At 64.7% G+C, this 24,178-nt stretch carries 26 protein-coding genes; 3 read left to right on the top strand and 23 right to left on the bottom strand.

Features of this window, described 5'->3' with window-relative positions; translation table 11 throughout:
* Positions 1-50: 50 nt before the first annotated feature.
* The 11 genes from HV753_RS05245 to gabT all read right to left on the bottom strand — a co-directional run bounded on the left by HV753_RS05245 (position 51) and on the right by gabT (position 11,391).
* Positions 51-791, bottom strand: coding sequence for an IclR family transcriptional regulator (locus HV753_RS05245; RefSeq protein WP_175173335.1), 741 nt, complete (start codon positions 789-791; stop codon positions 51-53).
* Between the two features lie 198 nt (positions 792-989).
* Entirely contained in the window at positions 990-2,342 is a 1,353-nt protein-coding gene (locus tag HV753_RS05250; RefSeq protein WP_175173336.1) for an amidase, read from the bottom strand.
* A 50-nt stretch (positions 2,343-2,392) separates the two neighbouring features.
* Positions 2,393-3,124: an ABC transporter ATP-binding protein gene (locus HV753_RS05255; RefSeq protein WP_175173337.1), complete on the bottom strand. Its 732-nt coding sequence runs from the start codon at positions 3,122-3,124 to the stop codon at positions 2,393-2,395.
* The gene (locus HV753_RS05260; RefSeq protein WP_175173338.1) at positions 3,121-3,882 is read right to left on the bottom strand and encodes an ABC transporter ATP-binding protein; all 762 of its coding nucleotides are present in this window, start codon (positions 3,880-3,882) and stop codon (positions 3,121-3,123) included. Before HV753_RS05260 ends, HV753_RS05255 begins: the two co-directional genes overlap by 4 nt.
* Positions 3,879-4,781 (bottom strand): branched-chain amino acid ABC transporter permease, encoded by a 903-nt coding sequence (locus tag HV753_RS05265; protein WP_217481435.1) that lies wholly within the window; start codon positions 4,779-4,781, stop codon positions 3,879-3,881. Before HV753_RS05265 ends, HV753_RS05260 begins: the two co-directional genes overlap by 4 nt.
* Before the next feature lies 1 nt (position 4,782).
* Positions 4,783-5,658 (bottom strand): branched-chain amino acid ABC transporter permease, encoded by an 876-nt coding sequence (locus HV753_RS05270; protein WP_175173339.1) that lies wholly within the window; start codon positions 5,656-5,658, stop codon positions 4,783-4,785.
* A 24-nt stretch (positions 5,659-5,682) separates the two neighbouring features.
* Positions 5,683-6,924 (bottom strand): ABC transporter substrate-binding protein, encoded by a 1,242-nt coding sequence (locus HV753_RS05275; protein ID WP_246288157.1) that lies wholly within the window; start codon positions 6,922-6,924, stop codon positions 5,683-5,685.
* Positions 6,925-7,043: 119 nt separating this feature from the next.
* Positions 7,044-8,243 carry a CaiB/BaiF CoA transferase family protein gene (locus HV753_RS05280; RefSeq protein ID WP_175173341.1) on the bottom strand — a complete coding sequence of 400 codons (1,200 nt, stop codon included), beginning with the start codon at positions 8,241-8,243 and terminating at the stop codon, positions 7,044-7,046.
* Between the two features lie 28 nt (positions 8,244-8,271).
* On the bottom strand, positions 8,272-9,045 hold the full coding sequence (locus HV753_RS05285) for an enoyl-CoA hydratase/isomerase family protein (RefSeq protein WP_175173342.1): 774 nt from the start codon (positions 9,043-9,045) through the stop codon (positions 8,272-8,274).
* Positions 9,042-10,022, bottom strand: coding sequence for an aminopeptidase (locus HV753_RS05290; protein ID WP_175173343.1), 981 nt, complete (start codon positions 10,020-10,022; stop codon positions 9,042-9,044). The genes HV753_RS05285 and HV753_RS05290 overlap by 4 nt, the downstream gene beginning before the upstream one ends.
* A gap of 10 nt (positions 10,023-10,032) precedes the next feature.
* Complete coding sequence (gene gabT, locus HV753_RS05295) at positions 10,033-11,391, bottom strand: 4-aminobutyrate--2-oxoglutarate transaminase (RefSeq protein WP_175173344.1); 1,359 nt, start codon at positions 11,389-11,391, stop codon at positions 10,033-10,035.
* A 165-nt stretch (positions 11,392-11,556) separates the two neighbouring features.
* Here gabT and HV753_RS05300 point away from each other — a divergent pair, with 165 nt between their 5' ends.
* Complete coding sequence (locus HV753_RS05300; protein WP_175173345.1) at positions 11,557-12,255, top strand: GntR family transcriptional regulator; 699 nt, start codon at positions 11,557-11,559, stop codon at positions 12,253-12,255.
* 51 nt (positions 12,256-12,306) lie between these two features.
* On the opposite strand, the gene HV753_RS05305 is transcribed toward HV753_RS05300, so the two are convergent.
* The 5 genes from HV753_RS05305 to mltG all read right to left on the bottom strand — a co-directional run bounded on the left by HV753_RS05305 (position 12,307) and on the right by mltG (position 16,890).
* Positions 12,307-13,197 (bottom strand): ankyrin repeat domain-containing protein, encoded by an 891-nt coding sequence (locus HV753_RS05305; protein WP_175173346.1) that lies wholly within the window; start codon positions 13,195-13,197, stop codon positions 12,307-12,309.
* Between the two features lie 38 nt (positions 13,198-13,235).
* Positions 13,236-14,006 carry a TatD family hydrolase gene (locus HV753_RS05310; RefSeq protein ID WP_175173347.1) on the bottom strand — a complete coding sequence of 257 codons (771 nt, stop codon included), beginning with the start codon at positions 14,004-14,006 and terminating at the stop codon, positions 13,236-13,238.
* 69 nt (positions 14,007-14,075) lie between these two features.
* Entirely contained in the window at positions 14,076-15,125 is a 1,050-nt protein-coding gene (holB, locus tag HV753_RS05315; RefSeq protein WP_175173348.1) for a DNA polymerase III subunit delta', read from the bottom strand.
* Positions 15,122-15,745 (bottom strand): dTMP kinase, encoded by a 624-nt coding sequence (tmk, locus tag HV753_RS05320; protein ID WP_175173349.1) that lies wholly within the window; start codon positions 15,743-15,745, stop codon positions 15,122-15,124. The genes holB and tmk overlap by 4 nt, the downstream gene beginning before the upstream one ends.
* Entirely contained in the window at positions 15,742-16,890 is a 1,149-nt protein-coding gene (mltG, locus tag HV753_RS05325) for an endolytic transglycosylase MltG (RefSeq protein WP_175173350.1), read from the bottom strand. The genes tmk and mltG overlap by 4 nt, the downstream gene beginning before the upstream one ends.
* Before the next feature lie 153 nt (positions 16,891-17,043).
* Here mltG and ygfZ point away from each other — a divergent pair, with 153 nt between their 5' ends.
* The gene (ygfZ, locus tag HV753_RS05330; RefSeq protein WP_175173351.1) at positions 17,044-18,042 is read left to right on the top strand and encodes a CAF17-like 4Fe-4S cluster assembly/insertion protein YgfZ; all 999 of its coding nucleotides are present in this window, start codon (positions 17,044-17,046) and stop codon (positions 18,040-18,042) included.
* Between the two features lie 33 nt (positions 18,043-18,075).
* Here the strand turns inward: ygfZ and HV753_RS05335 are convergent, their stop codons facing one another.
* The 7 genes from HV753_RS05335 to HV753_RS05365 all read right to left on the bottom strand — a co-directional run bounded on the left by HV753_RS05335 (position 18,076) and on the right by HV753_RS05365 (position 23,588).
* Positions 18,076-18,765: a VIT1/CCC1 transporter family protein gene (locus tag HV753_RS05335; RefSeq protein WP_175173352.1), complete on the bottom strand. Its 690-nt coding sequence runs from the start codon at positions 18,763-18,765 to the stop codon at positions 18,076-18,078.
* A gap of 75 nt (positions 18,766-18,840) precedes the next feature.
* Positions 18,841-19,278, bottom strand: a complete 438-nt coding sequence (locus HV753_RS05340) for a PaaI family thioesterase (RefSeq protein WP_175173353.1) — start codon at positions 19,276-19,278, stop codon at positions 18,841-18,843.
* A 1-nt stretch (position 19,279) separates the two neighbouring features.
* Positions 19,280-20,170, bottom strand: a complete 891-nt coding sequence (gene mmsB, locus HV753_RS05345; protein WP_175173354.1) for a 3-hydroxyisobutyrate dehydrogenase — start codon at positions 20,168-20,170, stop codon at positions 19,280-19,282.
* A 108-nt stretch (positions 20,171-20,278) separates the two neighbouring features.
* Positions 20,279-21,454, bottom strand: coding sequence for an enoyl-CoA hydratase/isomerase family protein (locus tag HV753_RS05350; protein ID WP_175173355.1), 1,176 nt, complete (start codon positions 21,452-21,454; stop codon positions 20,279-20,281).
* Positions 21,451-22,605 carry an acyl-CoA dehydrogenase family protein gene (locus tag HV753_RS05355; RefSeq protein ID WP_175173356.1) on the bottom strand — a complete coding sequence of 385 codons (1,155 nt, stop codon included), beginning with the start codon at positions 22,603-22,605 and terminating at the stop codon, positions 21,451-21,453. The genes HV753_RS05350 and HV753_RS05355 overlap by 4 nt, the downstream gene beginning before the upstream one ends.
* 211 nt (positions 22,606-22,816) lie before the next feature.
* A complete protein-coding gene (locus HV753_RS05360; protein WP_175173357.1) occupies positions 22,817-23,164 on the bottom strand; it encodes an RnfH family protein in 348 nt (115 codons plus the stop codon).
* Positions 23,154-23,588 (bottom strand): type II toxin-antitoxin system RatA family toxin, encoded by a 435-nt coding sequence (locus HV753_RS05365; RefSeq protein WP_169273489.1) that lies wholly within the window; start codon positions 23,586-23,588, stop codon positions 23,154-23,156. Before HV753_RS05365 ends, HV753_RS05360 begins: the two co-directional genes overlap by 11 nt.
* Positions 23,589-23,704: 116 nt before the next feature.
* Here HV753_RS05365 and smpB point away from each other — a divergent pair, with 116 nt between their 5' ends.
* Positions 23,705-24,178 (top strand): SsrA-binding protein SmpB, encoded by a 474-nt coding sequence (gene smpB / locus HV753_RS05370; RefSeq protein ID WP_175173358.1) that lies wholly within the window; start codon positions 23,705-23,707, stop codon positions 24,176-24,178.

The raw sequence follows: 24,178 nt of genomic DNA on the forward strand, positions 1-24,178 counted from the left end.
AGCAGCAAGAAAAACGGCAGAAAAGCGGCGCAAGGCGAACAAACCGCCGGTCAATGCACCTTCAAACGTTCAGAAATGCGCCGGGCAGCGGCGACAGTCAGATCGATGAACGCCTGGGGGCGTTGGGCGGCACGGGTGGACGGCGCCATCAGCGTGATGGAGGCGACAGCCTGATTGGGGCGCTGGAAGATCGGCACGCTGACGCCCCAGACACCGGCGTCAACCTCGCTGTCGGTCACGGCATAGCCTAGCGCTCGGATCGTTTCCAGTTCACCGGCCAAACGGGCCGCATCCACGCCAGCTTCGGCGGCCAGATAGGCCAACGCGGTCTGCAAGCGGGCCAGCGGCATGAAGGCCAGCAACGATTTCGCCGACGCGCCACGCGCCAGCGGCAGGCCACGCCCCTTCGTGAAGGAACAGCGCAACGGATGCTGGCTTTCCACCATGTCCAGACAGACGGCCTGGTCCTTGACGGCCACCAGCAGGCCGATGGTTTCCCCGGATGCCGCCGCCAGCGCGGCCATGTCCGGTTGCGCTTCATGGATCAGGAAAGACGACTGGTCAAAGCCCCAGGCCAGTTGGACGCACAACGGTCCTGGCCCGTATTCACCTTCATGCTCGGCCACGAATCCCCAGCGTTTCAGCAACGCCACCTGACGGTACAGCGTGCTTTGCGCCAAGCCGGTCTTCTCGGCCAGGGCGGCGATGGTCAGGGGGCCATCGTGCCGGGCCAAGGTGGCCAACACGTAGAGGACGCGATCCGCGCCCGCCCCTACTGAGGGATCCGACATCAAGATATTGCTCCAAGCGAACAGCGCTCAGATTATCAATTTCCGGCTATATCCTATGTTTAGATTCCCGAATACTGAGAAATAACAGGGAAAACCCCGAACAGCAGGATAAAAAAAAGGCGCCAAAAGGCGCCAAACCGTCCGAAACGGCCGACGAGCCGCCTCGGAATCTGTACTCGCTACGGCCAAGGACCGGGCTCAGGCTTGATGGGCGGTCGACCCCAGGATGCGCTCGGCGCAACGGGCCCAATACAGCAGCCGGGCATCTTCCTTGACGAATCCCACCATCTGGAAACCCAACGGCAGGCCATTGGGCCCGCGCGCCACCGGCAACGTGATGGACGGGTTATGCAATAAGGACCAGATACGGATGAACGCCGAACTACCGGTGCTGCTGGCCAGCGGGGCTTCACCCAGCGTGGATGGCATGACCACGGCATCCACGTCACGCGCGGCGTCGTAGAAGGCTCGGCGGCAGGCATCCGCGGCGTCAAGCGCCCCGGCGTAGTCTGCGGCCGACAATCCTTCGCCCATGTTCAGATAGTCGATCAACCCCGGATCACACAGGTGTGCATGGTCGCGCTTGAGCGCGGCATATTCGCGGGCCAGGTCATAGGCCATGATCACGTCCTGCGCCTCGCCCATCGTGTCGAACGCCGCCGGCATGGTCAGCTCGGTCACCGTCACGCCCGCCGCGGACAAGGCGCGCAGGTTCGCGACAAAGCTCTCTTGCATGCACGGCTCGGTGTCGGCCCAATCCTTCGGACGCCATACGCCCACCCGGAAGTCAGTGCGCACTGGCAGGCTCGAACCAAAGCGCGGGTCTCCCGTGAACGCACGCATGAATAGCGCCGCGTCATCCACGCTGCGGGCAATCGGGCCAATCACGTCCAGCACCCGCGAATAGCGCCGGATGCCAACATACGGAATGGCATCCAGCGTGGGCTTGAACCCCACCGCGCCGCAAAAGGCGGATGGCCGCAGGATAGATCCCGCCGTCTGCGTACCGATGGACAGCGGCGTCATGAAGTCCGCGACGGCGGCGGCAGAACCCGCGGACGAGGCAGCGGGCGTGTGGTTCAGGTCGTGCGGGTTGCGAGCGGGACCGGGCAACATGATGGCGTGCCGCGATACGGTGTTCTTGCCCAGTACGTTAAAGCCCAGGTCATGCGCCTGCGTCACGACCGGCGCGTCGGCCTCGGGCTGGCGCCCGGGAAAGATCTCCGGATCGCCCAGTTCCGTGGGCATGTCGGCGGTGTCGATGGTGTCCTTGATGCCCAGCGGCACCCCGTCCAGCAATCTTCGGCGACCGTGGCGGTCCCACTCTCGCGCCCGCGCCAGCGCCCCATCGGCATCAAGCCGCACCCAGGCCTTGACGCCGGCGTTGCGTTCGTCGATGCGGTCCAGGCAGGCCCGAGTCCAGGCCTCGCAAGTCAGGCGGCCCTGCTCCAGCGCCGCCAGCCCCTCGGTGGCCGTCAGCGCGGCAATAGCGGTAGGCGCAGGCCGGCGCGTAACGGACGCCGGGCGATCAATCGTGTCGGAAGAAGGCAAGGTACGGCTCCTGAATGTCGATGAAGGGGGCTGGCGAAGACGGTGCGGTCTCAGGCCGGCGGGTGAGCGCCGGACGGATGACCGCCCCGCCCGATGTACAGATCGCTCATGTTCTGATTGGCCAGCAATGCCTGTCCGGAGTCCGTCAGCACGATCCGGCCCGAGTCCAGGATGTAGCCCCGGTCGCTGAACGCCAGCGCCTGGCGCGCACGCTGCTCCACCATCAGCACGGCCACGCCGATCTGCGGCAACCGGCGCACCTCCGCGAATACCTGCTCGGTCAGGGCTGGCGACAACGCGGCCGAGGGCTCGTCCAGCACCATCAAGCGTGGCGAAGACATCAGCGCCCGGGCAAACGCCAGTTGCTGGCGTTCGCCGCCGGACAGGTTCTCAGCATGCGTCTTGCGGCGTCCGGCCAGGGCCGGAAACAGGTCGAACATGTCGCGGATACGTTGCTCGCGCCCCTGCACGTGCTCGACCACCTGAAGATTCTCCAGCACGGTCAATGCGCCGAACACATTGCGCACCTGAGGCACGTACGAGATGCCTAGACGCACACGCTCCTCGACGGGCAGTGCCAGCAGATCCCGGCCATCAAACGTCATCGTCCCCGCCATCCGCGGCAACAGCCCCATCACCGCCTTGACCAGCGTTGACTTGCCCGCGCCATTGGTGCCGGCGATGGTGACGATCTCGTTGTCCTCCACCGTCATATCGATCCCGCTGACGATGTCCACGTCGGCATAGCCGCCGGACAAGTCCTGCATGACGAGCAGACTCATATCACCCCTCCCATGTAGGCTTCGCGTACGCGCTCGTTGGCCAGCACGCCATCGGGTGCGCCTTCCGCAATCACCCGCCCCCGATCCATCACATACATGCGCGGCACGATGCGCGCCAGCTCATCCAGGTTGTGTTCGATGATCGCCACCGTCAGGCCGCGTTGGTTCAATTCCACGATACGCGCCGACAGCTCTTCGATCAGCACCGGATTGACGCCCGCGAACGGCTCATCGAGCAAGATGCAACGCGGTTCCAGCATCAGCAGCCTGCCCAGTTCCAGCAGCTTCTTCTGTCCGCCCGAAAGCTTGCCGGCCGGCTCGTCCGCCACCCGCGACAGGTTCAGGAACGCCAGCAATTCATGCACACGTTCGGCATTGCGGGCTTCTTCGCGAGCCACCTCGCGGCGCGCGAAGACCAACGCGGATAGTTTTTCACCGCGCTGATCCGGCGCCGCCGCCATCATGTTGTCAAAGACGGTCAGCTGGCTGAATTCGCGCGGCACCTGGAACGTGCGCGCCAGGCCGCGTCGCACCCGTTGATGCACGGCCACGCCGGTAATGTCTTCGTCCGCGAAGCGCACGCAGCCCGAGGTAGGCGGGATGTATCCCGTGACCACGGAGAACAGCGTGCTCTTGCCCGCGCCGTTGGTGCCGATCACCCCGACCAGCTCGCCCTTGCGAACTTCCACCGAGACGTCGTCCAGCGCCTTGAAGCCGCCGAAGCTGGCGCTCAGCCCTTTGATGGAAAGCAGCGTCATGCCTTTCTCCTGCGAGTCGAGGTGTTGCCGAACAGGCCCTGCGGCCGATACAGCACCACGCAGATGAGTGCGATGCCGATGATGCCGATGCGTACGCTGGCCATCTGCACCTCTGAAATTCCCCCCACGAAATCCCGCACGAAGCGCGAACCTTCCAGGAATCCGACCAGCAACACCGTCCCCGCCACCACGCCGCTCAGACGACCGACTCCGCCCAAGATGATGGCGATCCAGATGTAGAACGTAATCAGCGGCACGAACTGCTCGGGGCTGATGAAGGTCAGGTAGTGCGCCTGGAACGCGCCGGCCAGGCCCGCCAGCCCTGCCCCCAGCATCAGAGAGCGCGTCTTGAACTTGGCCGGATCCTTGCCCAGGGCGCGCACGGCGACCTCGTTGTCCCGCACCGCCTCGATCACGCGGCCGAAGGGGCTGCGGATGACCAGGTGAATCAGCAGCAACGCGCCCGCATTGACCGCCAGCAACAACAGCATGATCCACAGGTCCACGGTTTGCGGCGACGCCCAGCCTGCGAACAGGCGCGGGATGCCAGGCAAGCCATGCATGCCGCGCGTCAACCATTCCTCCGTCTGCAAGACCATGCGCACGGATTCCGAGAATCCCAGGGTCACGATGGCCAGGTAGTCACTTCCCAACCGTAGCGCGATCATGCCCAGTGGATAGGCCGACAGTGCGGCAAACGCGGCCGCCGCCGCCATGGAAACCGGCATCGGCACGCCCTTGAGCGACAGGAGGGCCGACGTGTACGCGCCGATCGCGAAGAAACCGACGTGGCCAAAGTTGATCAGTCCGGTGAATCCATAGTGCAGCGACAGGCCGAACGCCAGCAGCATATAGATCAGGACCCCGATGGCGATTGCAATCAGATAGGCTTCCATCATGTCACCTCGCCGCCATCGGCCGGCCGAAAATACCCTGGGGTCGCAGCAGCAACACGCACAGCAGCACCGCGAACGCGAAAACAATCTTGTAGGCTGGCCCCACCACCAGGCTGGCGACCTCCTGGGCAATACTGAAAATCATGATCCCGGCAATGGCGCCCACGGGGTTGCCGATGCCGCCCAGGATCACGGCGGCGAACATGGGCATCAGCAATTCCCAGCCCAGCTCCGGAATCACCACCGCCTTGATGCCCAGCAGCACGCCGCCCAGGCCGCAATAGGCGCCGGCGATGCTCCATAACGTGATCATGACGCGCCGTCCGCGAATGCCGCTGGCCGCGGCCAGTTCAGGGTTGTCGGCCACGGCGCGCATGCGACGTCCCGTCGGCGTCATGTGCATCAGGGCGAAGACCAGGGCCAGCGCGCCCACCGCGATGCCCACGATGTAGAGATCGATGGGCAGGATGCGCACGCCCCCGAAGTTCCACGCCCGCGTCAGGGGAAGATCAAAGGTGTACTGATCCTGCCCGGCAAAGAAGGTGATCGTGCTGCGCAAGGCGAACGCGACGCCGATCGAGGCGATCAAGCGCGACACATTCGAGCGGGATTCCAGCGGGCGGAAGACCCAGGCGTAGAAGAAAAGGCTGACGGCAGTGGTCGCCGCCACGGCAACCAGGCCTCCCACCAGCACGGACCCTCCAACCAGCGCCTGGGTGAATACGGCCGCGTAGGCCCCCAGCGTCATGTAATCGCCACTGGCGGCGTTGGGAAAGCGGGCAATGCCAAACACCAGCGTAATCGCCAATGCCGGCAACGCCAGCAGCATCCCGATCACAACGCCGTTGATACCGGCGTTGATGACGGTGATTGCATCCATCTTATGTTCCCCTTGGTATGGTCGTCAGACTTTGCCGGCGATGACTTCGTTGAGCACCAGCTTGCCGTCGCGTATGTCGAAGACGCCAAAATCGGGCACGGTCTCGCCCTGCTTGCCGAAGTCCAATCGCGACGACGCGCCGTCGTAGTCCACTGGCTTGCCTGCGCGCAGCAGCGCCTGCCCTTGGGCGAAATCGCTGACTTTCTCGCCGCCGCCCTCCGCCGTCACCGCGCGGATCTTGCCGTTGATCGCTGCCACATCCGCCTTGGCACCCGCCGCCTCGATGGCGAGCGCCAGTGTGATCACCATGTCATAGGACTGGGACGCAAAAATGTCCGGCTCGCGCTTCGTGCGCTTGCGGAATTCGGCGGCGAAGCGCTTGTACGCCTGATGCTCGTGCGCCGCCACGTTGGAGATCGAGATAATGCCCTCGGTCGCTTCCTTGCCCAGCGCCTTGACCAGATCCTCATTGGCCGTCCAGCCCGGCATGATGAATTTGCAGTCCTGGCCGGTCTGGAACCATTCTTTAAGAATGATGGTGGCGTCTGGACGGTAGGCGCTCAGCGAAATGACATCCGGCTTGGACGCCAGCACCTTGTTCAGCTCGGTGCGGTACGTGGTCTGGTTCGGCTCGTAGACGGTGAACGCACTGACGTCGCCGCCCTTCTCCCGCCACGCATCCCGGAAGTAGTTGGCCTGTCCGACAAAGGTGGAATTGTTGAACGCCATCACGGCCGGCCGCTTGAAGCCACGTTGACGCGCCACTTCCGCGAATGCGCGGCCGAACACGGCGTTGGACGCCTGGAACATCCACGCCAGCCCCTGCTTGTTCTCGGTCAGCATCTCGGGCGCACCGCAGGTGTTCATGGTGATGAGGCCCGCCGCGTTGGTGATCGGCATGGCAGCCAACCCCACCGACGACGGCCAGATGCCCACCACCGCCTCGACCTTGTTGATTTCGATCAGCTTTTTCACAGCCAACACGGCCGCATCGGGCTTGGTTTGGTCGTCTTCGGCGTACAGCTGTATCTGCCGGCCTGCCGCGCCGCCTGCGGCGTTGACTTCCGCAATGGCGATCTTGATGGCCTCCAGCATGGCGGGGCCATAGGGCCCGCCGACGCCGGTGATGGAGTTAAGCGCGCCTAGGCGAAATGGCGAGGCTGCCGGGGCTTGAGCCCAGGCCAGGCCGGGCATCGCGCCGGATGCGGCAAGCGCGGCGCCGGCCGCGAGAAAATCGCGTCGGGAAAGATGGATGGGCTGCGTCATGAAGGTTCCTTGCGGCGTGAACATCGTTGTTCAACTTCGAATAGCCGCCGGCGCATGCTGTGCCGGCGTCCCCTGTGGCTCGGATGCAACTTCGGTACTGCCTGCTGCGGGTGTCTGGACTACGCGATCACTCCTCGGGCACGCATGCCCGCGATCCTGTCCTCGGGCACGCCGAAACGCCGCAGTACCTCGTCGGTATGCTGGCCCATCAGCGGCGCCGCCGTGCGCAACGCGCCCGGTGTCCGCGAGAACTTGGTGGGAATGCCGATGGTTTTCATCGCGCCCAGCACGGGGTGATCCAGTTCCTGCACCATGCCGCGCGCCAGGTAGTGCGGATCCTGCATCGCCTGACCGAAATCATTGATGGGTCCGCAAGGCACCGAGGCGCGTTCACAGCGTGCAATCCATTCCGTCGCGTCGGCACGCGCGAACTCGGCCTCGAGAATTGGCTCAAGCTCTGCGATGTGCGTCAGCCGGTCGGAATTGGTCACGAAACGCGGGTCGGTGACCAGTTCAGGGCGCTCCAGCACGTCGATGCACAGGCGCTCCCAGGTGCGCTGGTTGGCGGCCCCGATCATGATGAACCCCATGCGCGTGCCAAACGCCTGGTATGGCGCGGACACTCGGTGCCGGCTACCCGTGCCTTCGGGCACGGTGCCGTCCGCGAAGTAGGCAGCGGCCTCCCACACAAACCACGGCAAGCCGCATTCAGCCAAGGCAATGTCGATGTGCTGGCCTTCGCCCGTCTTCATCTGGTGGATGCAGGCGGCCAGGATGGCATAGACGGCGGTCAGTCCCGCCCCCACGTCATAGATGGCGATGCCGGACTTCAGCGGCCTGCCGCCCGGTTCGCCCGTCATGCTCATGATGCCGCTCATGCCTTGCGCCACCAGATCGAAGCCGCCCTTGCCCGCATACGGCCCGGATTGCCCATAGCCGGAAATCGAGCAATACACCAAGCGCGGATTGATTCGTGAAAGCGTCTCGTAGTCCACGCCCAGCGACCGGGTCACGCCGACCCGGTAGTTCTCGACCACCACGTCGGCCCAGCGCGCCAGCTCGTACAGCACCTCGCGCGCCTCGGGATCCTTCAAGTTGAGCGCGATGCCCTGCTTGTTGCGGTTGATCTGCGCAAAACAGGTGGACTCCCCCTTCACATAGGGGCCCATCTCGCGGGAATCGTCGCCCGCGCCCGTCTTCTCGACCTTGATGACCTCGGCGCCCAGGTCGGCCAGCACCATCGTGCAATACGGGCCAGCCATGATCTGGGACAGATCCAGGATCTTGATGCCGGCCAGGGGGGATGCTGCTTCAGTCATGTCAGATCCGTTTCAAGTCGATGGCCGTTCAGCGGCCGATGAATTCAGGAACCCGCTTCTGCACAAACGCCTCGCGTCCGCGCCGATAGTCTTCTGTGCCGAAGCAGGCATAGGCTTCGCTGCGCTCTGCATCGGTCAACGGATGCCCCGTCCGCAGTTGCTGGGTGAAACGCTTGTGCCAGCGGTTCACCAGCGGCGCGGCGGCGGCGATGCGCCCGGCCGTGGCGTAGGCTTGTTCAATCACCTGTTCGTCATCCACCACCCGGCTCAGCAGGCCTTTGGACATGGCTTCCTCGGCGCCAAAAACATGGCCTTCCAACAGGATTTCCAGCACCCGCGAGGCGCCAATCACCGCTATCAGGTCCGCCATTTCCTGGTGGTCCACGGTCAGACCAATACGATTGACGGGGATGCCATAGCGGCTGCTGCGCCCGGCAATCCGGATGTCGCATAGCGCAGCCAGTTCCAGGCCGCCCCCCACGCACACCCCTTCGATGCAAGCCAATGTCGGGTGGCGCAGATGTTTCAGCCTGTCCGTCATCGACAGCGTGAAGCGGGCGTAATCCGCCGCCTGCGCCGCGCCGTCGCGGTCGTCGCCAAACCCTCCGATGTCGCTGCCTGCGCAAAAGGCGCCGCCCGCGCCGCGCAGCACCACGCAGCGCACGGCGTCATCGGCGTCCAGCTCATCCATGGCTCGGCCGAACTCCCGGTACATATCCAGCGTGAACGCATTGCGCTTGGCCGGACGGTTCATCAGCACCGTCGCCACGCCGTTCGGTTCACGGCTCAGGTCGATGCTCATGCCGCATCCCCCAGCCGCAGTTCGGTGCCTTGCAACACCACGTGGCCGTCCAGGGTCAAGGTGGCATCCGTGACGATGGTGTCGTAGTGTGCCGCCGCCTTGACCGTGCCGCCGATATAGGCGCTGGTGCCCAGTGCCAATTGGATCGACCCGTAGACGGATTCGTCTGACAACATGGTGCCGTCCAGCTGGCAGCGCGGGTTCATGCCCACACCCAGTTCGCCCAGGTTGTAGACCAGCGGGTCGTTGAAACTGGCCAGCAGATCGCGGAACTGCCGAGCCACTTCGCCCCCTTCTATCGACACCGCCATGCCCTTTTCGATATGGATGCGCACCGGCTCGTCACGAATCAGCGATACGCCGGGAATACTGGCGTTCACCACGATCACGCCTTCCGCCGTTCCTTCCACGGGCGCCAAACTGGATTCCAGGCAATACCCGGCCGAAATGTCGGTCGTGTTCGCAAACCCATGCAGCGCCCTGCCCCGACGGCCGGCGATGCTCATCGTGACATCGGTGCCCAGCTCAGTGGTCACCCGAGCCGTGTCTGCGCGTGTCAGGGCATCCGCCAAGCCTTCGATCTGCGGGCGCAAGGCATCGAAGTCGGCTTCCCAGCCCTCGGCCAGAAAGAAGTCCGCCTGATGCGATTCCGGCAGGACGATCACCCCGACGCCTGCGCGGGTCGCTTGTTGGCGAGCATCCGTGTGCGCGGCATTCGCGCGGGTCAGCGCAATCACCAGGTCCGCCGCCTGCATGGCTTGGGCGACCACGGGTGAAAGCTGTCGGCCGTGCCGCGCTGAGCCAGCGATTTGCAGCAAGTTCAAGCCAGCGCCAGCCTCATCGACGGCAATGGCCAACGCTTCGACATTGTGGTGGGTGTACAGGTCGTACAGCACCAGCACTTCCATGCCAGGCCGGGCAGCCCCCAGTTGGCTGACGACTTTGCGGGCATTCTTCAGTTTCAACAGCGTATGCATGGAATGCTCCTTATGCCGCGTGCAGCGCACGGGTATCGGCCGCTTGCTGGGTATCCGCTACCGCGCGCTCCAGAATGTCCAGCCCGCGGGCGAGCTCGTCTTCCGAAATGCACAGGGGCGCCAGAAACCGGATCACGTTGCCGTGAAAGCCCGCTTTCACCAGAATCAGTCCGCCCTGGTAGGCCGCCTGCACGATGTGCGCAGCCAGATCGCCAGCCGGCTCGCGCCCCGTCTTGTCCTGGACCACCTCGAACGCCACCATGGCGCCCAGGCCGCGCACATCGCCCACGATGCCAAAGCGCGTGGCCCAGTCGGCAAAGCGTGCGCGTACCCGTGCGCCCACATCACGGGCGCGGGCCGGATAGTCTTCGCGCCGCATGACCGCAATCGTCGCCAGTGCCGCGGCGCACGCCAATGGATTGCCGCCATAGGTGCCACCCAGGCCGCCGACCTTGGGCGCGTCCATGAGATCGGCGCGGCCCACCAGCGCTGCGATGGGCAAGCCGCCGCCCATGGATTTGGCCAGGGTGTATAGATCGGCTTCGATCCCCGCATGCGTGGTGGCGAACCATTCCCCGGTGCGGCAAAAGCCCGACTGGATCTCGTCGGCGATCAGCACGATGCCGTGTTGCGTGCAGTAGGCCCGCAACGCTTGCAGGAAAGCCGGCGGCGCGTCATGAAAGCCGCCTTCGCCCTGGATCGGTTCGATGATCACGGCTGCCAACTGCTCCGGCGTGATCTCGGTTTCCACCAGCCGGCGAAATGCGTCGAACGCCTCCTGAGCGCATGCCGCCTCGCTCAAGTCCGAGCGGTATCGCACGGGGAACGGTGCACGGTATACCTCCGGGGCAAACGGGCCGAAACCACTCTTGTAGGCAGGCGCCTTGGCCGTCAGGGACAGCGCCATGTAGGTCCGGCCGTGAAACGCGCCTTCAAACGCCACCACCGCCTGCCGGCCCGTGGCACGCCGCGCCACCTTGATGGCGTTTTCCACCGCTTCCGCGCCCGTGGTCTGCAACATGACTTTCTTGGGCCAGTTGCCCGGCACCAGGTCGATCAGCGCTTCGGCCAATTCGATGTAGCCCGGGTACATGACGATATTGAAGCAGGTGTGCAGATAGCGCTCGGCCTGGGCCTGAACTGCCGCGACCACCTCGGGATGGGCGTGCCCCACATTCAGGGTGCCGATGCCTCCGGCGAAATCAATGAAGGCGTTGCCGTCCAGGTCCGTCAGCGTCGCGCCAGCGGCACGTTCCGCAAAGACCGGCGGGCCGTTGGCCACACCCAAGGCCACGGCGTCATTGCGCCGCTTCAGGTAGGCCTGGCACTGCTGGCCCGGAAGTTGAGATGACTGCACGGCGTCTTTCATTGCCCTGGGCTCCTTGGATGCGTGGGTAAGCCGACGAAGTGAAGCCACTATATTCTTGTGCGTTTTATTGTGTCAACGACAATTTACAATTTAGCATCCTAGATTGTGCACAATCTTGAGTTCAAAATAATGCTATGCTTGGCCCCACTTAATCCAGGTGCCTACATGCCCACGAAACGCGCCAATCCCCCCTCTGACGCCGCCACGACAGAACAGCGCAAGGCGGCCTCGACCCACGAAGTCATTCTTGACCTGCGGGAACGCATCGCTTCGCAGGCGTTGCTGCCAGGCACCCGCGTGCCTGAAGAGGATCTGGCCCGTGCCTACGACATTCCGCGCGCCAAGGCACGTGAAGTGCTGGCCACGCTGGAAGACCGCGCGCTGGTGGAACGAGTCCCCAATAAAGGGGCTGTCGTGGCCCTGGTGGATATGGAAACCACGTATCGGCTCTATCAGGTGCGCGAAGCGCTGGATGGCTTGGCCGTGCGGCTGGCCATCGCCAATGCCACGCCTGCCGATTGGGAAGCCATGCAGGCGTTGTTGGGCGAGCCCTTCGAGCAAAGCCTGAAGAACGGCGACATCGAGGCTCACGTGGCCACGATCGAACAATTCCGCAATCACATCAAAGAGTTGGCGCGCAACCCCGTGCTCAGCGACATGATCGAACGCATCTACGATCGCACCCGTGTGTCGATGCGCCGCGTGGCATTGCTGCCGGGCCGTTCAGAAATGGGGATCAAGCAATACCGCGCCCTGCTGGACGCAATGGTTCGCGGCAACGCCGACGAAGCCGAGCGCTGCGTGCGCGAATTGAATGCCAGCGCCCGCGAATATATCGAGCGCTATAAAAACTACGTGATCTAAGCGGCATGCCAGGCCGGCCAGCCTTGGCTGACCGGCCTTCCGCGCCTGACCTCAGGGCGAGGCCGGCGTGTCGTAGTTGTTCAGCTTGACGCCCGACACCCCACCCACGCTGGGTGCTGCCGCAGGTGCGGCGGCGCTGCCCGAGGCCGGGGCCGGAGCGGCTGGCACCTGGGGCGATGCCGTCGGCGGAGCCGCTTCCGGCAGCGCGGTCGCATCGGCCTCTGCCGGCACCGGACTTGCCGCGCGGCGCGCGCGCTTGGCGTCATCGGCCTGAGCAACCTTGTCCGTCAGTTCGGCTGCCAACGACGCCGACTTGCCGTTGCGCGCCCAGTCAGCCGCGCTTTGGCCCTTCAGGTCGCGGGTGGTCACGTCGGCACCCGACTTCAGCAGCAAATCGACCATCTGCTTGTTGCCGCCCAATGCCGCCATCATCAACGGCGTCTCGCCGCCTGGCGCCGGCGCGTTGACGATGGCCTTCTGGGACAGCAGCAGGCGTGCCATCTCCATCTGCCCTTTCGAGGCCGCGTAATGCAATGGCGTCCATCCCAGGCGGTTGACCTGGGCGCCGCGCGCGATCAGCTTCTTGGCCCGTTCGGTCTGGCCGGCAATCGCCAGATACATCAACGGCGTTTCACCCGCGGGGTTTTCAGCATTGACGTCGGTACGCTTGTCCGCCGCGATGACATCGAACACTTTCCAGGCGCCATCCACCACGGCCCGCATCAGCGCGGGCTGGCCGTTCTTGTAGCGCACGTTGGGATCCGACCCTTGAGCCAGCAGCGCCTTGATGTCGTCGGGATAGTCGTTAGCCACATAGACCCACCAATCGCCGGGACTGGCTGCGTGCGCCATCGGCGCCGCAAGCCCGACGGCCAGCGCCAGCAGCGCCCCCCGGCAACGCGACAACAGGACGTGACGGACGGTCGGAGCATGGGCGGTCATGGCATTCCTAGAAATTACTTTAAATAAAGTAGATTAAATTACTTCTTTATCTTATTGAAAAGACGGAAGAAATTATCCGTAGATGCCTGTGCCACTTCAGCCACGGTGATCCCCTTCAGGTCGGCGATCTTCTCGGCCACGTGAATCACCTTGGACGGATCATTGAGTTTGCCGCGATACGGCACGGGCGCCAGATAGGGTGAATCCGTTTCTATCAACAGGCGGTCCAGCGGCACCTTGGTGGCAACCTCGTGCACCACCTGCGCATTCTTGAACGTGACGATGCCTGAGAGCGAGATATAGAAATTCTGATCCAGCGCGGCTTGCGCCACTTCCCAGTTCTCGGTGAAACAGTGCATCACGCCGCCGACTTCAGCGGCCTTCTCTTCCCGCAGCATGCGCACGGTGTCCTCGGCGGACGAGCGCGTATGAACGATCAGCGGCAAACCCGTATCGCGAGCCGCCTGGATATGGCGGCGGAAGCGTTCGCGCTGCCAATCCAACGGTTCCGACAGGCGGTAGTAGTCCAGGCCGGTCTCGCCAATCGCCACCACCTTGGGATGCTCGGACAGGCGGGCCAGTTCTTCCGGCGTGGGGTCCGGCGTATCTTCGTAATCGGGATGCACGCCCACCGATGCCCACAGATTCGGCTGCGGCTCAACCAAGGACATCAGGCCGGGCCATTCGGGCATATTGACGCTGACAACCAGCGCATGGGTCACCTGGTTGGCGGCCATCCGGTCAAGAATGCCCGGCAAGTCAGCCGCCAGTTCAGGAAAATTCAAATGACAGTGGGAATCGACGTACATGTTTTGACTACACAAAGGGACTGCGGCGCCCCGCCGGCTTGCCGGGCGAAGCGCCGCTGAATCAGGGACTTACGCCTGGCAGGATAGCACCACGCGCTGCAAGGTGGCGTGCGCGAAAAGCTTGGCGTTCAGGGGATGCGTGGCCAGGGCGCGCTGCCGCGTCAGCCAGCGCGCGGCTTCCGCCACACGGGCCGCGTCCATGCGGGCGGCAACCTGCGCCACCCCCGCGGCCAAGGCCGGAAAGTAACGCACCGGCGCACCCGCGCTGGCCAGCATCAGGTCGGTGTACACCCGTTGCAACGCATCGATCCACTCACTGGCTGGCACTTTTTCCAGCGATTCGGCCAAGGTGCCGACATCGGGCGCCTGCCCTTGGGCAAGCGGGCCGATCAACTGCGACAGCCACGGCGGGCAGGCAGCTTCGCCAGCCTGAGCCAGGCGCAGCGCAGCCAGCGGCGCACCGCCGGCCGCCGCCAGCCATTCCCGCGCGGGTTCGACGTTCTGGTCGCGCAGCCATTGCAGCGAGGTTTCCGGGTCGGGCGCCGGCAGCGGCAAGCGGCGGCAGCGCGACACCAGGGTCGGCAGCAAACGATCTGGCGCATCGGCCACCAACAGGAAAACCGTATGCGGCGGCGGCTCTTCCAGCACCTTCAGCAAGGCGTTGGACGACACCACGTTCAGGGCATGCGCCGGGTAGAGCAACGCCACACGCCATCCGCCCCGGTGGGTCGCCGTGTTGAACCAGGATTCCAGCGAACGGATCTGGTCAATGCGGATTTCCTTGGACGGCGCGCGCTTGGCGGTGCCGGTGGCGGGCTCGGCATCTTCCGCGGGCTCGGCGGCGTCGGCGCCCTCTTCGACCGCTACCGCCTCGGGCCGGATGCGGCGCAAGTCGGGATGGTTACCGCTGGCAAACCACGCACAGGCAGCGCAATGGCCGCAGGCCAGGCCGTTCTCGGGGGTCTCACACAACAGGCTGGCGGCTGCCGCGATCGCAAAATCCAATTTGCCAATGCCGGCCAGGCCGTGCACCAGCCAGGCATGGGCAAAACGGTCACGATTGCCCAGCCAGGCCCGCGCCGTTTCCATCTGCCACGGCAGGAATTGGGGCGCGCTCATGCCTGCGCGGCCAGCAATTCGCGCAGCCCGGCTTCCAGTTCAATGCGGATCTGGGCAATCGACTGCGTGGAGTCCACGATATGGATGCGGCTGGGTTCGGCCTTGGCGCGGGCGTGATAGGCCTCTCGGGTGCGCTCAAAGAACGCCGCGCCCTCGCGCTCGAAACGGTCGGGTTCGCGGGCGTCGGCCAGACGGGCGCGCGCCACCTCCAGCGGCACATCGAAAAGCCAGGTGCGGTCGGGCTGGCCCGCCCGCATCCACGCTTCCAGCACGGCCACGCGCTCGGCGCCCAGGCCACGGCCGCCGCCCTGATAGGCGTAGGTCGCATCGGTATAGCGGTCGCACACCACCCAGGCGCCACGCTCCAATGCGGGTTCGATCACTTGCCGGGCATGCTCGCAGCGGGCCGCGAACATCAGCAAGGTTTCCGTGTCCAGCCCCATCGTGTCGGTCAGTACCAGCGCGCGCAGCTTCTCGCCCAGCGGCGTGCCGCCAGGTTCGCGCGTGGACACCACTTCCACGCCTTGAGCGCGTAAGAAATCCGCGATCCAGACGGTGTGCGTGCTCTTGCCCGCGCCGTCCACGCCCTCCAGCGTAATGAAGCGTCCGCGTGAAGTCATTGATCTTGTCCTTGTGGTGTATCTGAATCGATATCGGGGCTGGAGCCGGCGGCCGCGCCGGAATCGGCGGGCGCGGCCGCAGGTGCAGCAGCGGGAGCCCCAGCCGGCGCCGGCACGGCGGTCGGGCGCGTGTTTTGTCCTTGGCCCAGAATGTACCGGGAAACATTGCGGTTATGCCCCGACAGGTTCTCCGCGAACTCGCTGGTGCCATTGCCCCGCGAGACGAAGAACAGGTACTTGTGCTGCTCGGGCTGCACCGCGGCCAGCAGCGCCGCCCGGCCCGCGGCCGCGATCGGCGTGGGCGGCAGCCCGGGCCGCGTATAGGTATTCCAGGGCGTATCGGTCTGTAGATCGCGTTTGCGGATCCGGCCCTGATAGTTCTCGCCCATGCCGTAGATGACGGTCGGATCGGTCTGAAGCAGCATGCCGATCTTCAGGCGGTTGGTGAACACGCCGGACACGCGGCGGCGGTCTGGACCGTGGCCGGTTTCCTTTTCGATGATCGACGCCAACACCAGCGCTTCGTACGGCGTGGCCACCGGCAGGTCTGATTGGCGCTTGGCCCAGGTTTCCTCCAGGATGCGTTGGCCTTCCTGATACGCACGGCGCAGCAGATCGTAGTCCGAGCTGCCGGGCGTGAATATGTAGGTGTCCGGGAAGAACAATCCTTCGGGATGCTTGATGTCCGACCCCAGCCGCTCCATCAGCGCTTCATCGCTGACCTCGCCCAAGGTCTGTTTGACGTCCGGATTCTCGCGCAGCGCCTGGCGGATCTGGCGGAACGTCCAGCCTTCCAGGAACGTGATCTGACGTTGGGTCATGTCGCCCCGCGCCAGCCGCGCCAACAGCAACCAGGGGGTGTCGCCATTGATGGCCTGGTAGCCCCCGGCCTTCATCAGCTTGTCCTGTTCGGTCAAGCGCGCCATCCAGACAAAGCCGGGCTCCCACATCGGCACACCCACGGCATTGAGCGCGCGCGCGACCGACCGCGGGCTGCTGCCCGGGTCCACTACAAAATCGATCCTGTCGGCCGGTAAATGCAAGGGCCGGTGCATCCAGCTCCATGCGGCGCCCACGGCTGCCGCGGCGGCAATCACGATAAGCAGGAATGACCACAAGACGTAAAAACGGAGTCGCTTCTTCATAAGTCCCAGAAGTTTAATGGATCAGGAGGACCTGTCGCGGCAAAAGAGGGGCCAGAGTCCGCAGTGCGGCCCTGCGCCCGTCGGGGACATGGCCCTCGGGCCAGGGGAAGGCGGCTATCATCTGCTCTTTGATGACGCGATAACACCGCCTCCATGCACGCTTTCTATTCTTCGATCCCCGCCCGCGCCGAAGGTTGCGCGCAATGTGCGCCGCTAGAGGATTTTGTGGTCTTCAGCGCCTCCGGCGCCGATGCCCTGACCTTCCTGCACGGCCAGTTGACGCAAGACGTCACCGGCTTGCCCGCCGACGCCGCCCGCCTGGCAGGCTATTGCACGGCCAAAGGCCGCCTGCTGGCCACCTTGGTGATGTGGCGCGCAGCCCCCGGGGCGGATGACGCCCCGCAACTCTATGGCATGGTGCGCCAGGACTTGTCGCAGGCGCTGATCAAGCGCTTGTCGATGTTCGTGCTGCGCGCCAAGGTCAAGCTGGCCGCCACCCCGCTGCACGTCGCGGGCGTGCAGGCGTCGCCCGAAAATGCCGCCGCGCTGGAAGCCGTGACCGGCGCCCTGCCGCGTGCCGCCTGGCAACGCGCCGACCTGCCCTCCGGCACCTGGATCGCCGCGCCGTCGGCAGACGCCAGCTTGCGCTGGTGGTGGATCGCATCCGACGAACAACTGGATCAAGCCGGCCCCTTGGCCGCCGTGCTGGGCCTGGCGCCTGCCGCCCACTGGCAAGTGGCCGACCTGGCCGCTGGCATTCCCTGGATCGCCACCGCCACGCAAGACGTCTTCATCCCGCAGACCGTCAACCTGGAACTCATCCAGGGGGTGAGCTTCACCAAGGGCTGTTATCCGGGTCAGGAAGTCGTGGCGCGCAGCCACTATCGCGGCACCGTGAAACGCCGCATGGCCTACGGCACCATCGCCGACGCCACGCTGCAAGGGGCGACGCTGGCCGGCGTGGATGTGTTCGACGCCACCCAACCCGGCGAACCGATCGGCCGCGTGGTGGATGCCGCCAGCCAAGCCGGCGTGGCGTCCGTGCTGTTTGAAACCACGCTGGCAGCCTTGCCGGAAGGCGATCTGCGCCTGGGCGCGGTGGACGGCCCCCGCATTGCCCCGGTGCCGCTGCCCTACTCGATCACGCCTTAACGCCTGCGCGGCGGGACAGCGGCAACAAAGCCGCTAGACCACCGTGCCAAACAGCGCACCCACGGCGGCAGTCGCCGCCATCGCCAAGGCGCCCAGGACGGTCACCCGCAATGCGGCGGGCGCCTTGGGTGCGCCCCCGGCCCTTGCGGCCAGCGCACCAAGCGCCGCCAGACAGACCACCGACGCGCCAATCACCCAGACGATCAATTGCGGCATGGGTGCCACCACCGCCACCATCAGCGGCAGTGCGGCACCGCCCGCGAATGACGCTGCGGATGCCACGGCCGCTTGCACGGGTTGCGCCCGGTTATGGAGGGAAATACCCAATTCATCGCGCGCATGGGCGTCCAGCGCGTCATGGCGGGTCAATTGGCGGGCGACCTGCACCGCAAGCTCCCGGGTCAGGCCGCGCCCCACGTAGATATCGACCAGCTCAGCCAGCTCTTCTTCCGAATTGCCTTTCAACGACCGCTGCTCAAGACGCAGGTCTGCGGCCTCGGTATCCGCCTGGGACCGTACCGACACGTATTCACCCGCCGCCATCGACAAGGCCCCTGCCACCAGGCCGGCCAGGCCCGATGTCAAGATGGCGCCGTGCGTCGCCTGCGCCGCCGCCACACCGGTGATCAAGCTGGCAGTAGAGACGATCCCATCGTTGGCGCCCAGCACGGCGGCGCGCAGCCAGTTGCTGCGAAAGATCCGATGATGTTCTTTTGAAGGCATTACCCGGCACCCCTGCGACACGCGACAAACGCTACATGCGCCCGGCCCGAAGGCTGGGCGCATGTAGCGCCGGATTCATCGCGGCGTCACGCGCACCGCGGTCAGCAAGCCTATCACGCACAACGTGGCTTGCTCACCTTCGTAGGCGTGTACCTCGACCTGGCAGATCGACAGGCGCTTGCCCGGCTTCACCACGCGCCCACTGGCGACAAAGCGATCGCCCTTGGCCGGCGCCAGGAAGTTCATCTTGAACTCCGAGGTCAACACGTCCTCGCCCGGGCCAAACAAGGTGTAGGCGGCATAGCCGCCCGCGCTATCGGCGATCGTCGTGGAAATGCCCGCGTGCAGAAAACCGTTCTGCTGGCATAGGTCGGCGCGGTAGGGCAGCACGATGTCCACCCTGCCCGGCTCCACCACATCCAGCCCCGCGCCCAGCAGCCGCATGATGCTTTGCTGGTCGAAACTGGCCTTGACCCGAGCGGCCGGGTCGGACGGCAAGTGATGCCCGGTCATGTCAGTCCTGCTCGCGCTTGACCAGGTTGACGATGCTGGAGAAGTCCAGCTTGCCCGATCCGCCCGAGCTATGCAGCGAATACAGGTTGCGCGCCAGCTCGCCCAACGGGATGGAGGCGCGCGCCGACAAGGCCGCCTCGGCCGCCAGGCCCAGGTCCTTGAGCATCAGGTCCACGCCGAAGCCGCCCGCGTAACCCTTGGACGCCGGCGCATGCTCCATGACGCCCGGCCAGGGGTTGTAGAGTTCGGTCGCCCAGTTGCGCCCCGAGCTCTTGGCGATGATGTCCGACAGCACCTTCGGGTCCAGTCCATTGGCCACGCCCAGCGCCAGTGCCTCGGACGTGCCCGCCATCAAGATGCCCAACAGCATGTTGTTGCAGATCTTGGCGACTTGCCCGGCGCCAGCCGGACCCGCGTGAAAGATGTTCTTGCCCATCTTCTCCAGGACGGGCCGGGCACGGTCCAGAGCGGCGGGCAGACCGCCCACGATGAAGGTCAGCGTGCCGGCGGCGGCGCCGCCGGTGCCACCAGACACCGGGGCGTCGATCATGGCGATGCCGCGCACTTCGGCCGCCTGCGCCACCTTGCGGGCCGAATCCGGCGCGATCGTGCTGCATTCGATGACCAGCGCGCTGGACGGAATCTTGCCCAGCAGGTCTTCACCCAGGTACAGGCCTTCCACGTGCTTGCTGGCCGGCAGCATCGAGATCACGACCTCGGCGCCCTTGACGGCCTCGGACGCCGATGCCGCCGCGCTGGCCCCGGCGTCGGTCAATAGCTTGACGGCGGCCGGCACCAGGTCGAACACCGTCAGGCTGTGGCCAGCCTTGACCAGATTCAATGCCATGGGTGCGCCCATGTTGCCCAAACCGATAAACGCGATACTGCTCATGATGTCTTGTCTCCTGTTGCTATTGCTGTAGGTATGGATTCATCGTGACCTGCATGACGGAAATCTAGGGGTGGCCGGGCCGCCGCATGGCGCACACCGGCCGGCGCCTCAACGCCCTTCCTGACCCAGGTCGGCCAACGGATGCGGCTCGCCTTCAGGCCAGGGTTCTTCAAAGAACTTCTGCACCCAGGCGTCGGTTGCCATGTCCATGACCGCCGGATTCCAGTGCGGCGTCTTGTCCTTGTCGACCAGCAATGCGCGGATGCCTTCGGCGAAATCGCCGTGCGCCGTGCAGGCCAGCGCTGCGATGTACTCGGCGCGGAACACGTCGTCCAGGGAGCGCAGGCGCGTGCGTTGCTGCAAGGCGAAAGCCAGACGCACCGAACCCGGCGAACCCGCCAGCATCGTCGTTGCCGCGCGCGCCAGCCAGGGGTCCGCGTGGTCCTTCAACAAGGCAAGCTCTTCGTAAATCTCGTCCAAGCGGTTGCCGTTGCACAGGTTGTTGATCAGGAACGAGTGCTGGCGCAGATGCCCTCCCTCCAGCGGCGTCTGCGGTTCCAGGGCGGTCAATGCGCGTCGCAGCAGGCCGTCGTTCAGCGAACGCGGGGCCATGGACGACTCCGCCGCCCCCGCGGCCTGACCCGCCCAGGGCTGTTCTTCCAGAGAGGCCAGCAACTTGGGCCAATCCGCATGGTTCAAACGAAAATCCGCCAAGCCTGCGAAAAAGGCGTCGGCGGTATTCATCTGAGCGCCCGTCAAGGCCAGGAACAGCCCGATGCGGCCCGGCATGCGATTAAGCAGCCAGCTGCCGCCCACGTCCGGGAACAGGCCGATCGACACTTCCGGCATCGCCAGCCGCGAACTCTCGCTGACCACCCGGTGGCTGGCGCCCATCATCAGGCCGATCCCGCCGCCCATGACGATCCCGTGGCCCCAGCACAGCACGGGCTTGGGATACGTGTGGATGCGGTAGTCCAACCGGTATTCGTGCTCGAAGAAGCGGCGCGCATAGGCGTTGCTCCAACCGCTCTTGCCCTTGTTTTCGCCCATGCTGCGGTACAGGCCGTGCAGGTCGCCGCCGGCGCAGAAGGCTTTCTCGCCCGCGCCTTGCAACACCACCAGGGCCACGCCCGGATCGCGCGCCCATTCATCCAGGCGTGCCGCCAGCAAGTCCACCATTTCCAACGACAAGCCGTTCAGGGTCTGCGGCGCATTCAGCGTCGCAATCCCGAACCGCATGCCGTTCGCAGCACTTCTTTCCTCGAACAACACCGGTGCAGTCATCTTATGTCGGCTCCTTTTTCCAACAATTGGCGGGCAATGATCACGCGCATGATCTCGTTGGTGCCCTCCAGAATCTGATGAACGCGAGTATCGCGCACCAGACGCTCCAAGGGATAGTCCCGCAAGTATCCATAGCCGCCATGAATCTGTTGCGCATCCAGGCAAATCTGAAAGCCCATGTCCGTCGCGAAGCGTTTGGCCATGGCGCAGTACGTCGCCGCGTCCGGTGCACCGGCGTCCAGCTTGCAGGCCGCCAGCCGCACCATCTGGCGGGATGCGACCAGATGCGTGGCCATGTCGGCCAATTTGAATTGCAGGGCCTGGAATTCGGCCAGCCGGCGATTGAACTGCCGGCGTTCGTCCATGTAACGGCGGGCGGCGTCCAACGCGCCTTGGGCAGCACCGACCGAGCACGTGCCGATATTGATGCGGCCGCCGTCCAGCCCTTTCATGGCGATCTTGAAGCCCTCGCCTTCCTGGCCCAGCAGATTGCCGGCCGGCACATGGACGTTCTCAAAGGTGATGGGGCGCGTGGACTGGCTGTTCCAGCCCATCTTTTCTTCCTTGCGGCCGTAGCTGATGCCTTCGCTATCGGCCGGCACGGCAAACGCGCTGATGCCGCCCGCGCCCTCGCCCCCGGTGCGTGCCATCACCACCAGCAGATCGGTATCGCCGCCACCCGAGATAAAGGCCTTGGCGCCGTTCAGGATGTAGTCGTCACCCTGGCGCTGGGCCCGCGTGGACAGGGATGCCGCGTCGGAACCGGCGCCCGGCTCGGTCAGGCAATACGACGCCAGCTTCTGGCCGCTGGCCAGCAAGGGCCCCCAGGCTTCGCGCAACGCGGGCTGCCCCCATTTTCCGACCATCCAGGTAGCCATGTTGTGGATCGTCAGGAAGGCCGTGGTTGACGGGTCCACCGCGGCCATTTCCTCGAACACCAGCGTGGCGTCCAGGCGCGGCAGGCCCAGGCCGCCGATGTCCTCGCTGGCGTAGATGGCGCAAAAGCCCATTTCACCGGCCCGGGCGAAGGCCTCGCGCGGGAAGATCCCTTCGGCGTCCCAGTGTGCAGCGTGGGGCGCCAGTTCGCCCTCGGCGTAGTCACGGGCGGCCTGCGCAAACGCGCGCTGCTCGTCGGTCAGTTCCAAGTCCACAGCCTGTCTCCTGTTGTCATTGGTATTGTCTGTTGGCGTTGCTGCCGTCTCGTGAACGTCAGCCTGCCAATTTTGACATGACGTTAACGTAAACGTAAGCACGAAACCGTGTTTATGTTACGCCGGATGCCTCGGCGCGATTTGTCTTATTGATGACAATGTGGGGGTGCCGGGTCCCCCCACGGCTACCCTGCGCCCGCCCTGACCTGCCCTACAACAGTCCGGCGGGACGCACCCTGCCATTCCTGGCCGTCTTTGTCCGGCGATGTTCCGCGCGGCGGCGACGCGATTCCTTGGGGTCGAAGCTCAGTCCACGGTAGATTTCCACGCGGTCGCCATCGGTCAGCCGCGCTTGCGGCTCGGTCGGCCGGCCGAATATGCCCACGCCGCGCTCCCATGGCTGGACAACGGGAAAAGCCTTGGCAAACCCACACGCAGCCAACGCATCGGCCACTGTCGCGCCTTCAGGCAGGTGAAGCTCACGCATCCACATATGCCCTGGCAAGGCGTAGCAGACGCTGACGCTCAGTTGCGCCGCGCCCGATGGCTCATTCGCCATATTTGGCCTGCGCCCGCTTGGTGAAGGAATCGATGAAACTGGTGGCGATGCGGTTGAACACCGGCCCCACCACCATTTCCAGCGCGCGGTTGGAAAATGCGTACTCCATGGTGAACAAGACCTTGCACGCATCTTCGGCCAAGGGCTGGAACTCCCAGTGCCCGACCAGGCTGGAGAACGGGCCATCCACCAATTCCAGGTCGATCCGGTCGGGATAGACGTGGGTATTGCGCGTGGAGAAGCGTTGCTTCATCCCCGCGAAACTGATCAGGATAGAGGCCTGCATGCCGTGTTCGTCGCGGGTCTGCACCTCGGCGCCGCCACACCACGGCATGAACTCGGGGTACTTTTCCACGTCGGCGACCAGATCGAACATCTGGGCGGCGCTGTAAGGCACGAGGACGGATCGTTGTACTTTGTGCATCGACTATCGCAAATGGCTAGAATGGCAAGATTTTACCGGCACCGCACGACCTGGGCCGAGAAACGGGAAGTCAGTCCCCGAAAAGACCCACAAAGCCCCCAGGCAAAAAAGGCGTTATGAGCATTATCGACAATCGCAAGGCCACGCACGACTATTTCATCGAAGACCGCTACGAAGCCGGCATTGTCCTGCAAGGCTGGGAAGTCAAGGCGATCCGCGATGGCCGCGTGCAACTCAAGGAAAGCTACGTCATCGTACGCGATGGCGAACTGTACCTGTTGGGCATGCACGTCAGCCCGCTGCCAACGGCTTCCACCCACATTCACCCCGATGCCATGCGCACGCGCAAGCTGCTGCTCAAGGCCGAGGAAATCAGCAAGCTCATCGGCAAGGTCGAGCAACGCGGGTACACGCTGGTGCCGCTGAACCTGCATTACAAGAACGGGCGCATCAAGCTGGACTTCGCGCTGGGCCGCGGCAAGAAACTGTTCGACAAGCGCGACACCGCGCGCGAAAAAGACTGGCAACGCGAGAAAGACCGCATCATGAAGCACGACACGCGGGCCCCCCGCAAGGACAAAGACGATTGA

The sequence above is a fragment of the Achromobacter pestifer genome (genome assembly GCF_902859625.1).
GTDB classification, from domain to species: Bacteria; Pseudomonadota; Gammaproteobacteria; order Burkholderiales; family Burkholderiaceae_B; genus Achromobacter; species Achromobacter pestifer.

What these genes read in the sequence shown, in the direction of transcription:
- HV753_RS05265 (WP_217481435.1), bottom strand. Translation starts at nt 4,781, where the DNA reads ATGATGGAAGCCTATCTGATTGCAATCGCCATCGGGGTCCTGATCTAT.
- mmsB (WP_175173354.1), bottom strand. Translation starts at nt 20,170, where the DNA reads ATGAGCAGTATCGCGTTTATCGGTTTGGGCAACATGGGCGCACCCATG.
- smpB (WP_175173358.1), top strand. Translation starts at nt 23,705, where the DNA reads ATGAGCATTATCGACAATCGCAAGGCCACGCACGACTATTTCATCGAA.
- ygfZ (WP_175173351.1), top strand. Translation starts at nt 17,044, where the DNA reads ATGCACGCTTTCTATTCTTCGATCCCCGCCCGCGCCGAAGGTTGCGCG.
- holB (WP_175173348.1), bottom strand. Translation starts at nt 15,125, where the DNA reads ATGAGCGCGCCCCAATTCCTGCCGTGGCAGATGGAAACGGCGCGGGCC.
- mltG (WP_175173350.1), bottom strand. Translation starts at nt 16,890, where the DNA reads ATGAAGAAGCGACTCCGTTTTTACGTCTTGTGGTCATTCCTGCTTATC.
- HV753_RS05360 (WP_175173357.1), bottom strand. Translation starts at nt 23,164, where the DNA reads ATGGCGAATGAGCCATCGGGCGCGGCGCAACTGAGCGTCAGCGTCTGC.
- HV753_RS05365 (WP_169273489.1), bottom strand. Translation starts at nt 23,588, where the DNA reads ATGCACAAAGTACAACGATCCGTCCTCGTGCCTTACAGCGCCGCCCAG.
- HV753_RS05270 (WP_175173339.1), bottom strand. Translation starts at nt 5,658, where the DNA reads ATGGATGCAATCACCGTCATCAACGCCGGTATCAACGGCGTTGTGATC.
- HV753_RS05260 (WP_175173338.1), bottom strand. Translation starts at nt 3,882, where the DNA reads ATGACGCTGCTTTCCATCAAAGGGCTGAGCGCCAGCTTCGGCGGCTTC.
- HV753_RS05310 (WP_175173347.1), bottom strand. Translation starts at nt 14,006, where the DNA reads ATGTACGTCGATTCCCACTGTCATTTGAATTTTCCTGAACTGGCGGCT.
- HV753_RS05340 (WP_175173353.1), bottom strand. Translation starts at nt 19,278, where the DNA reads ATGACCGGGCATCACTTGCCGTCCGACCCGGCCGCTCGGGTCAAGGCC.
- HV753_RS05300 (WP_175173345.1), top strand. Translation starts at nt 11,557, where the DNA reads ATGCCCACGAAACGCGCCAATCCCCCCTCTGACGCCGCCACGACAGAA.
- HV753_RS05245 (WP_175173335.1), bottom strand. Translation starts at nt 791, where the DNA reads ATGTCGGATCCCTCAGTAGGGGCGGGCGCGGATCGCGTCCTCTACGTG.
- HV753_RS05255 (WP_175173337.1), bottom strand. Translation starts at nt 3,124, where the DNA reads ATGAGTCTGCTCGTCATGCAGGACTTGTCCGGCGGCTATGCCGACGTG.
- HV753_RS05280 (WP_175173341.1), bottom strand. Translation starts at nt 8,243, where the DNA reads ATGACTGAAGCAGCATCCCCCCTGGCCGGCATCAAGATCCTGGATCTG.
- tmk (WP_175173349.1), bottom strand. Translation starts at nt 15,745, where the DNA reads ATGACTTCACGCGGACGCTTCATTACGCTGGAGGGCGTGGACGGCGCG.
- HV753_RS05285 (WP_175173342.1), bottom strand. Translation starts at nt 9,045, where the DNA reads ATGAGCATCGACCTGAGCCGTGAACCGAACGGCGTGGCGACGGTGCTG.
- HV753_RS05305 (WP_175173346.1), bottom strand. Translation starts at nt 13,197, where the DNA reads ATGACCGCCCATGCTCCGACCGTCCGTCACGTCCTGTTGTCGCGTTGC.
- gabT (WP_175173344.1), bottom strand. Translation starts at nt 11,391, where the DNA reads ATGAAAGACGCCGTGCAGTCATCTCAACTTCCGGGCCAGCAGTGCCAG.
- HV753_RS05335 (WP_175173352.1), bottom strand. Translation starts at nt 18,765, where the DNA reads ATGCCTTCAAAAGAACATCATCGGATCTTTCGCAGCAACTGGCTGCGC.
- HV753_RS05275 (WP_246288157.1), bottom strand. Translation starts at nt 6,924, where the DNA reads ATGACGCAGCCCATCCATCTTTCCCGACGCGATTTTCTCGCGGCCGGC.
- HV753_RS05290 (WP_175173343.1), bottom strand. Translation starts at nt 10,022, where the DNA reads ATGCATACGCTGTTGAAACTGAAGAATGCCCGCAAAGTCGTCAGCCAA.
- HV753_RS05350 (WP_175173355.1), bottom strand. Translation starts at nt 21,454, where the DNA reads ATGACTGCACCGGTGTTGTTCGAGGAAAGAAGTGCTGCGAACGGCATG.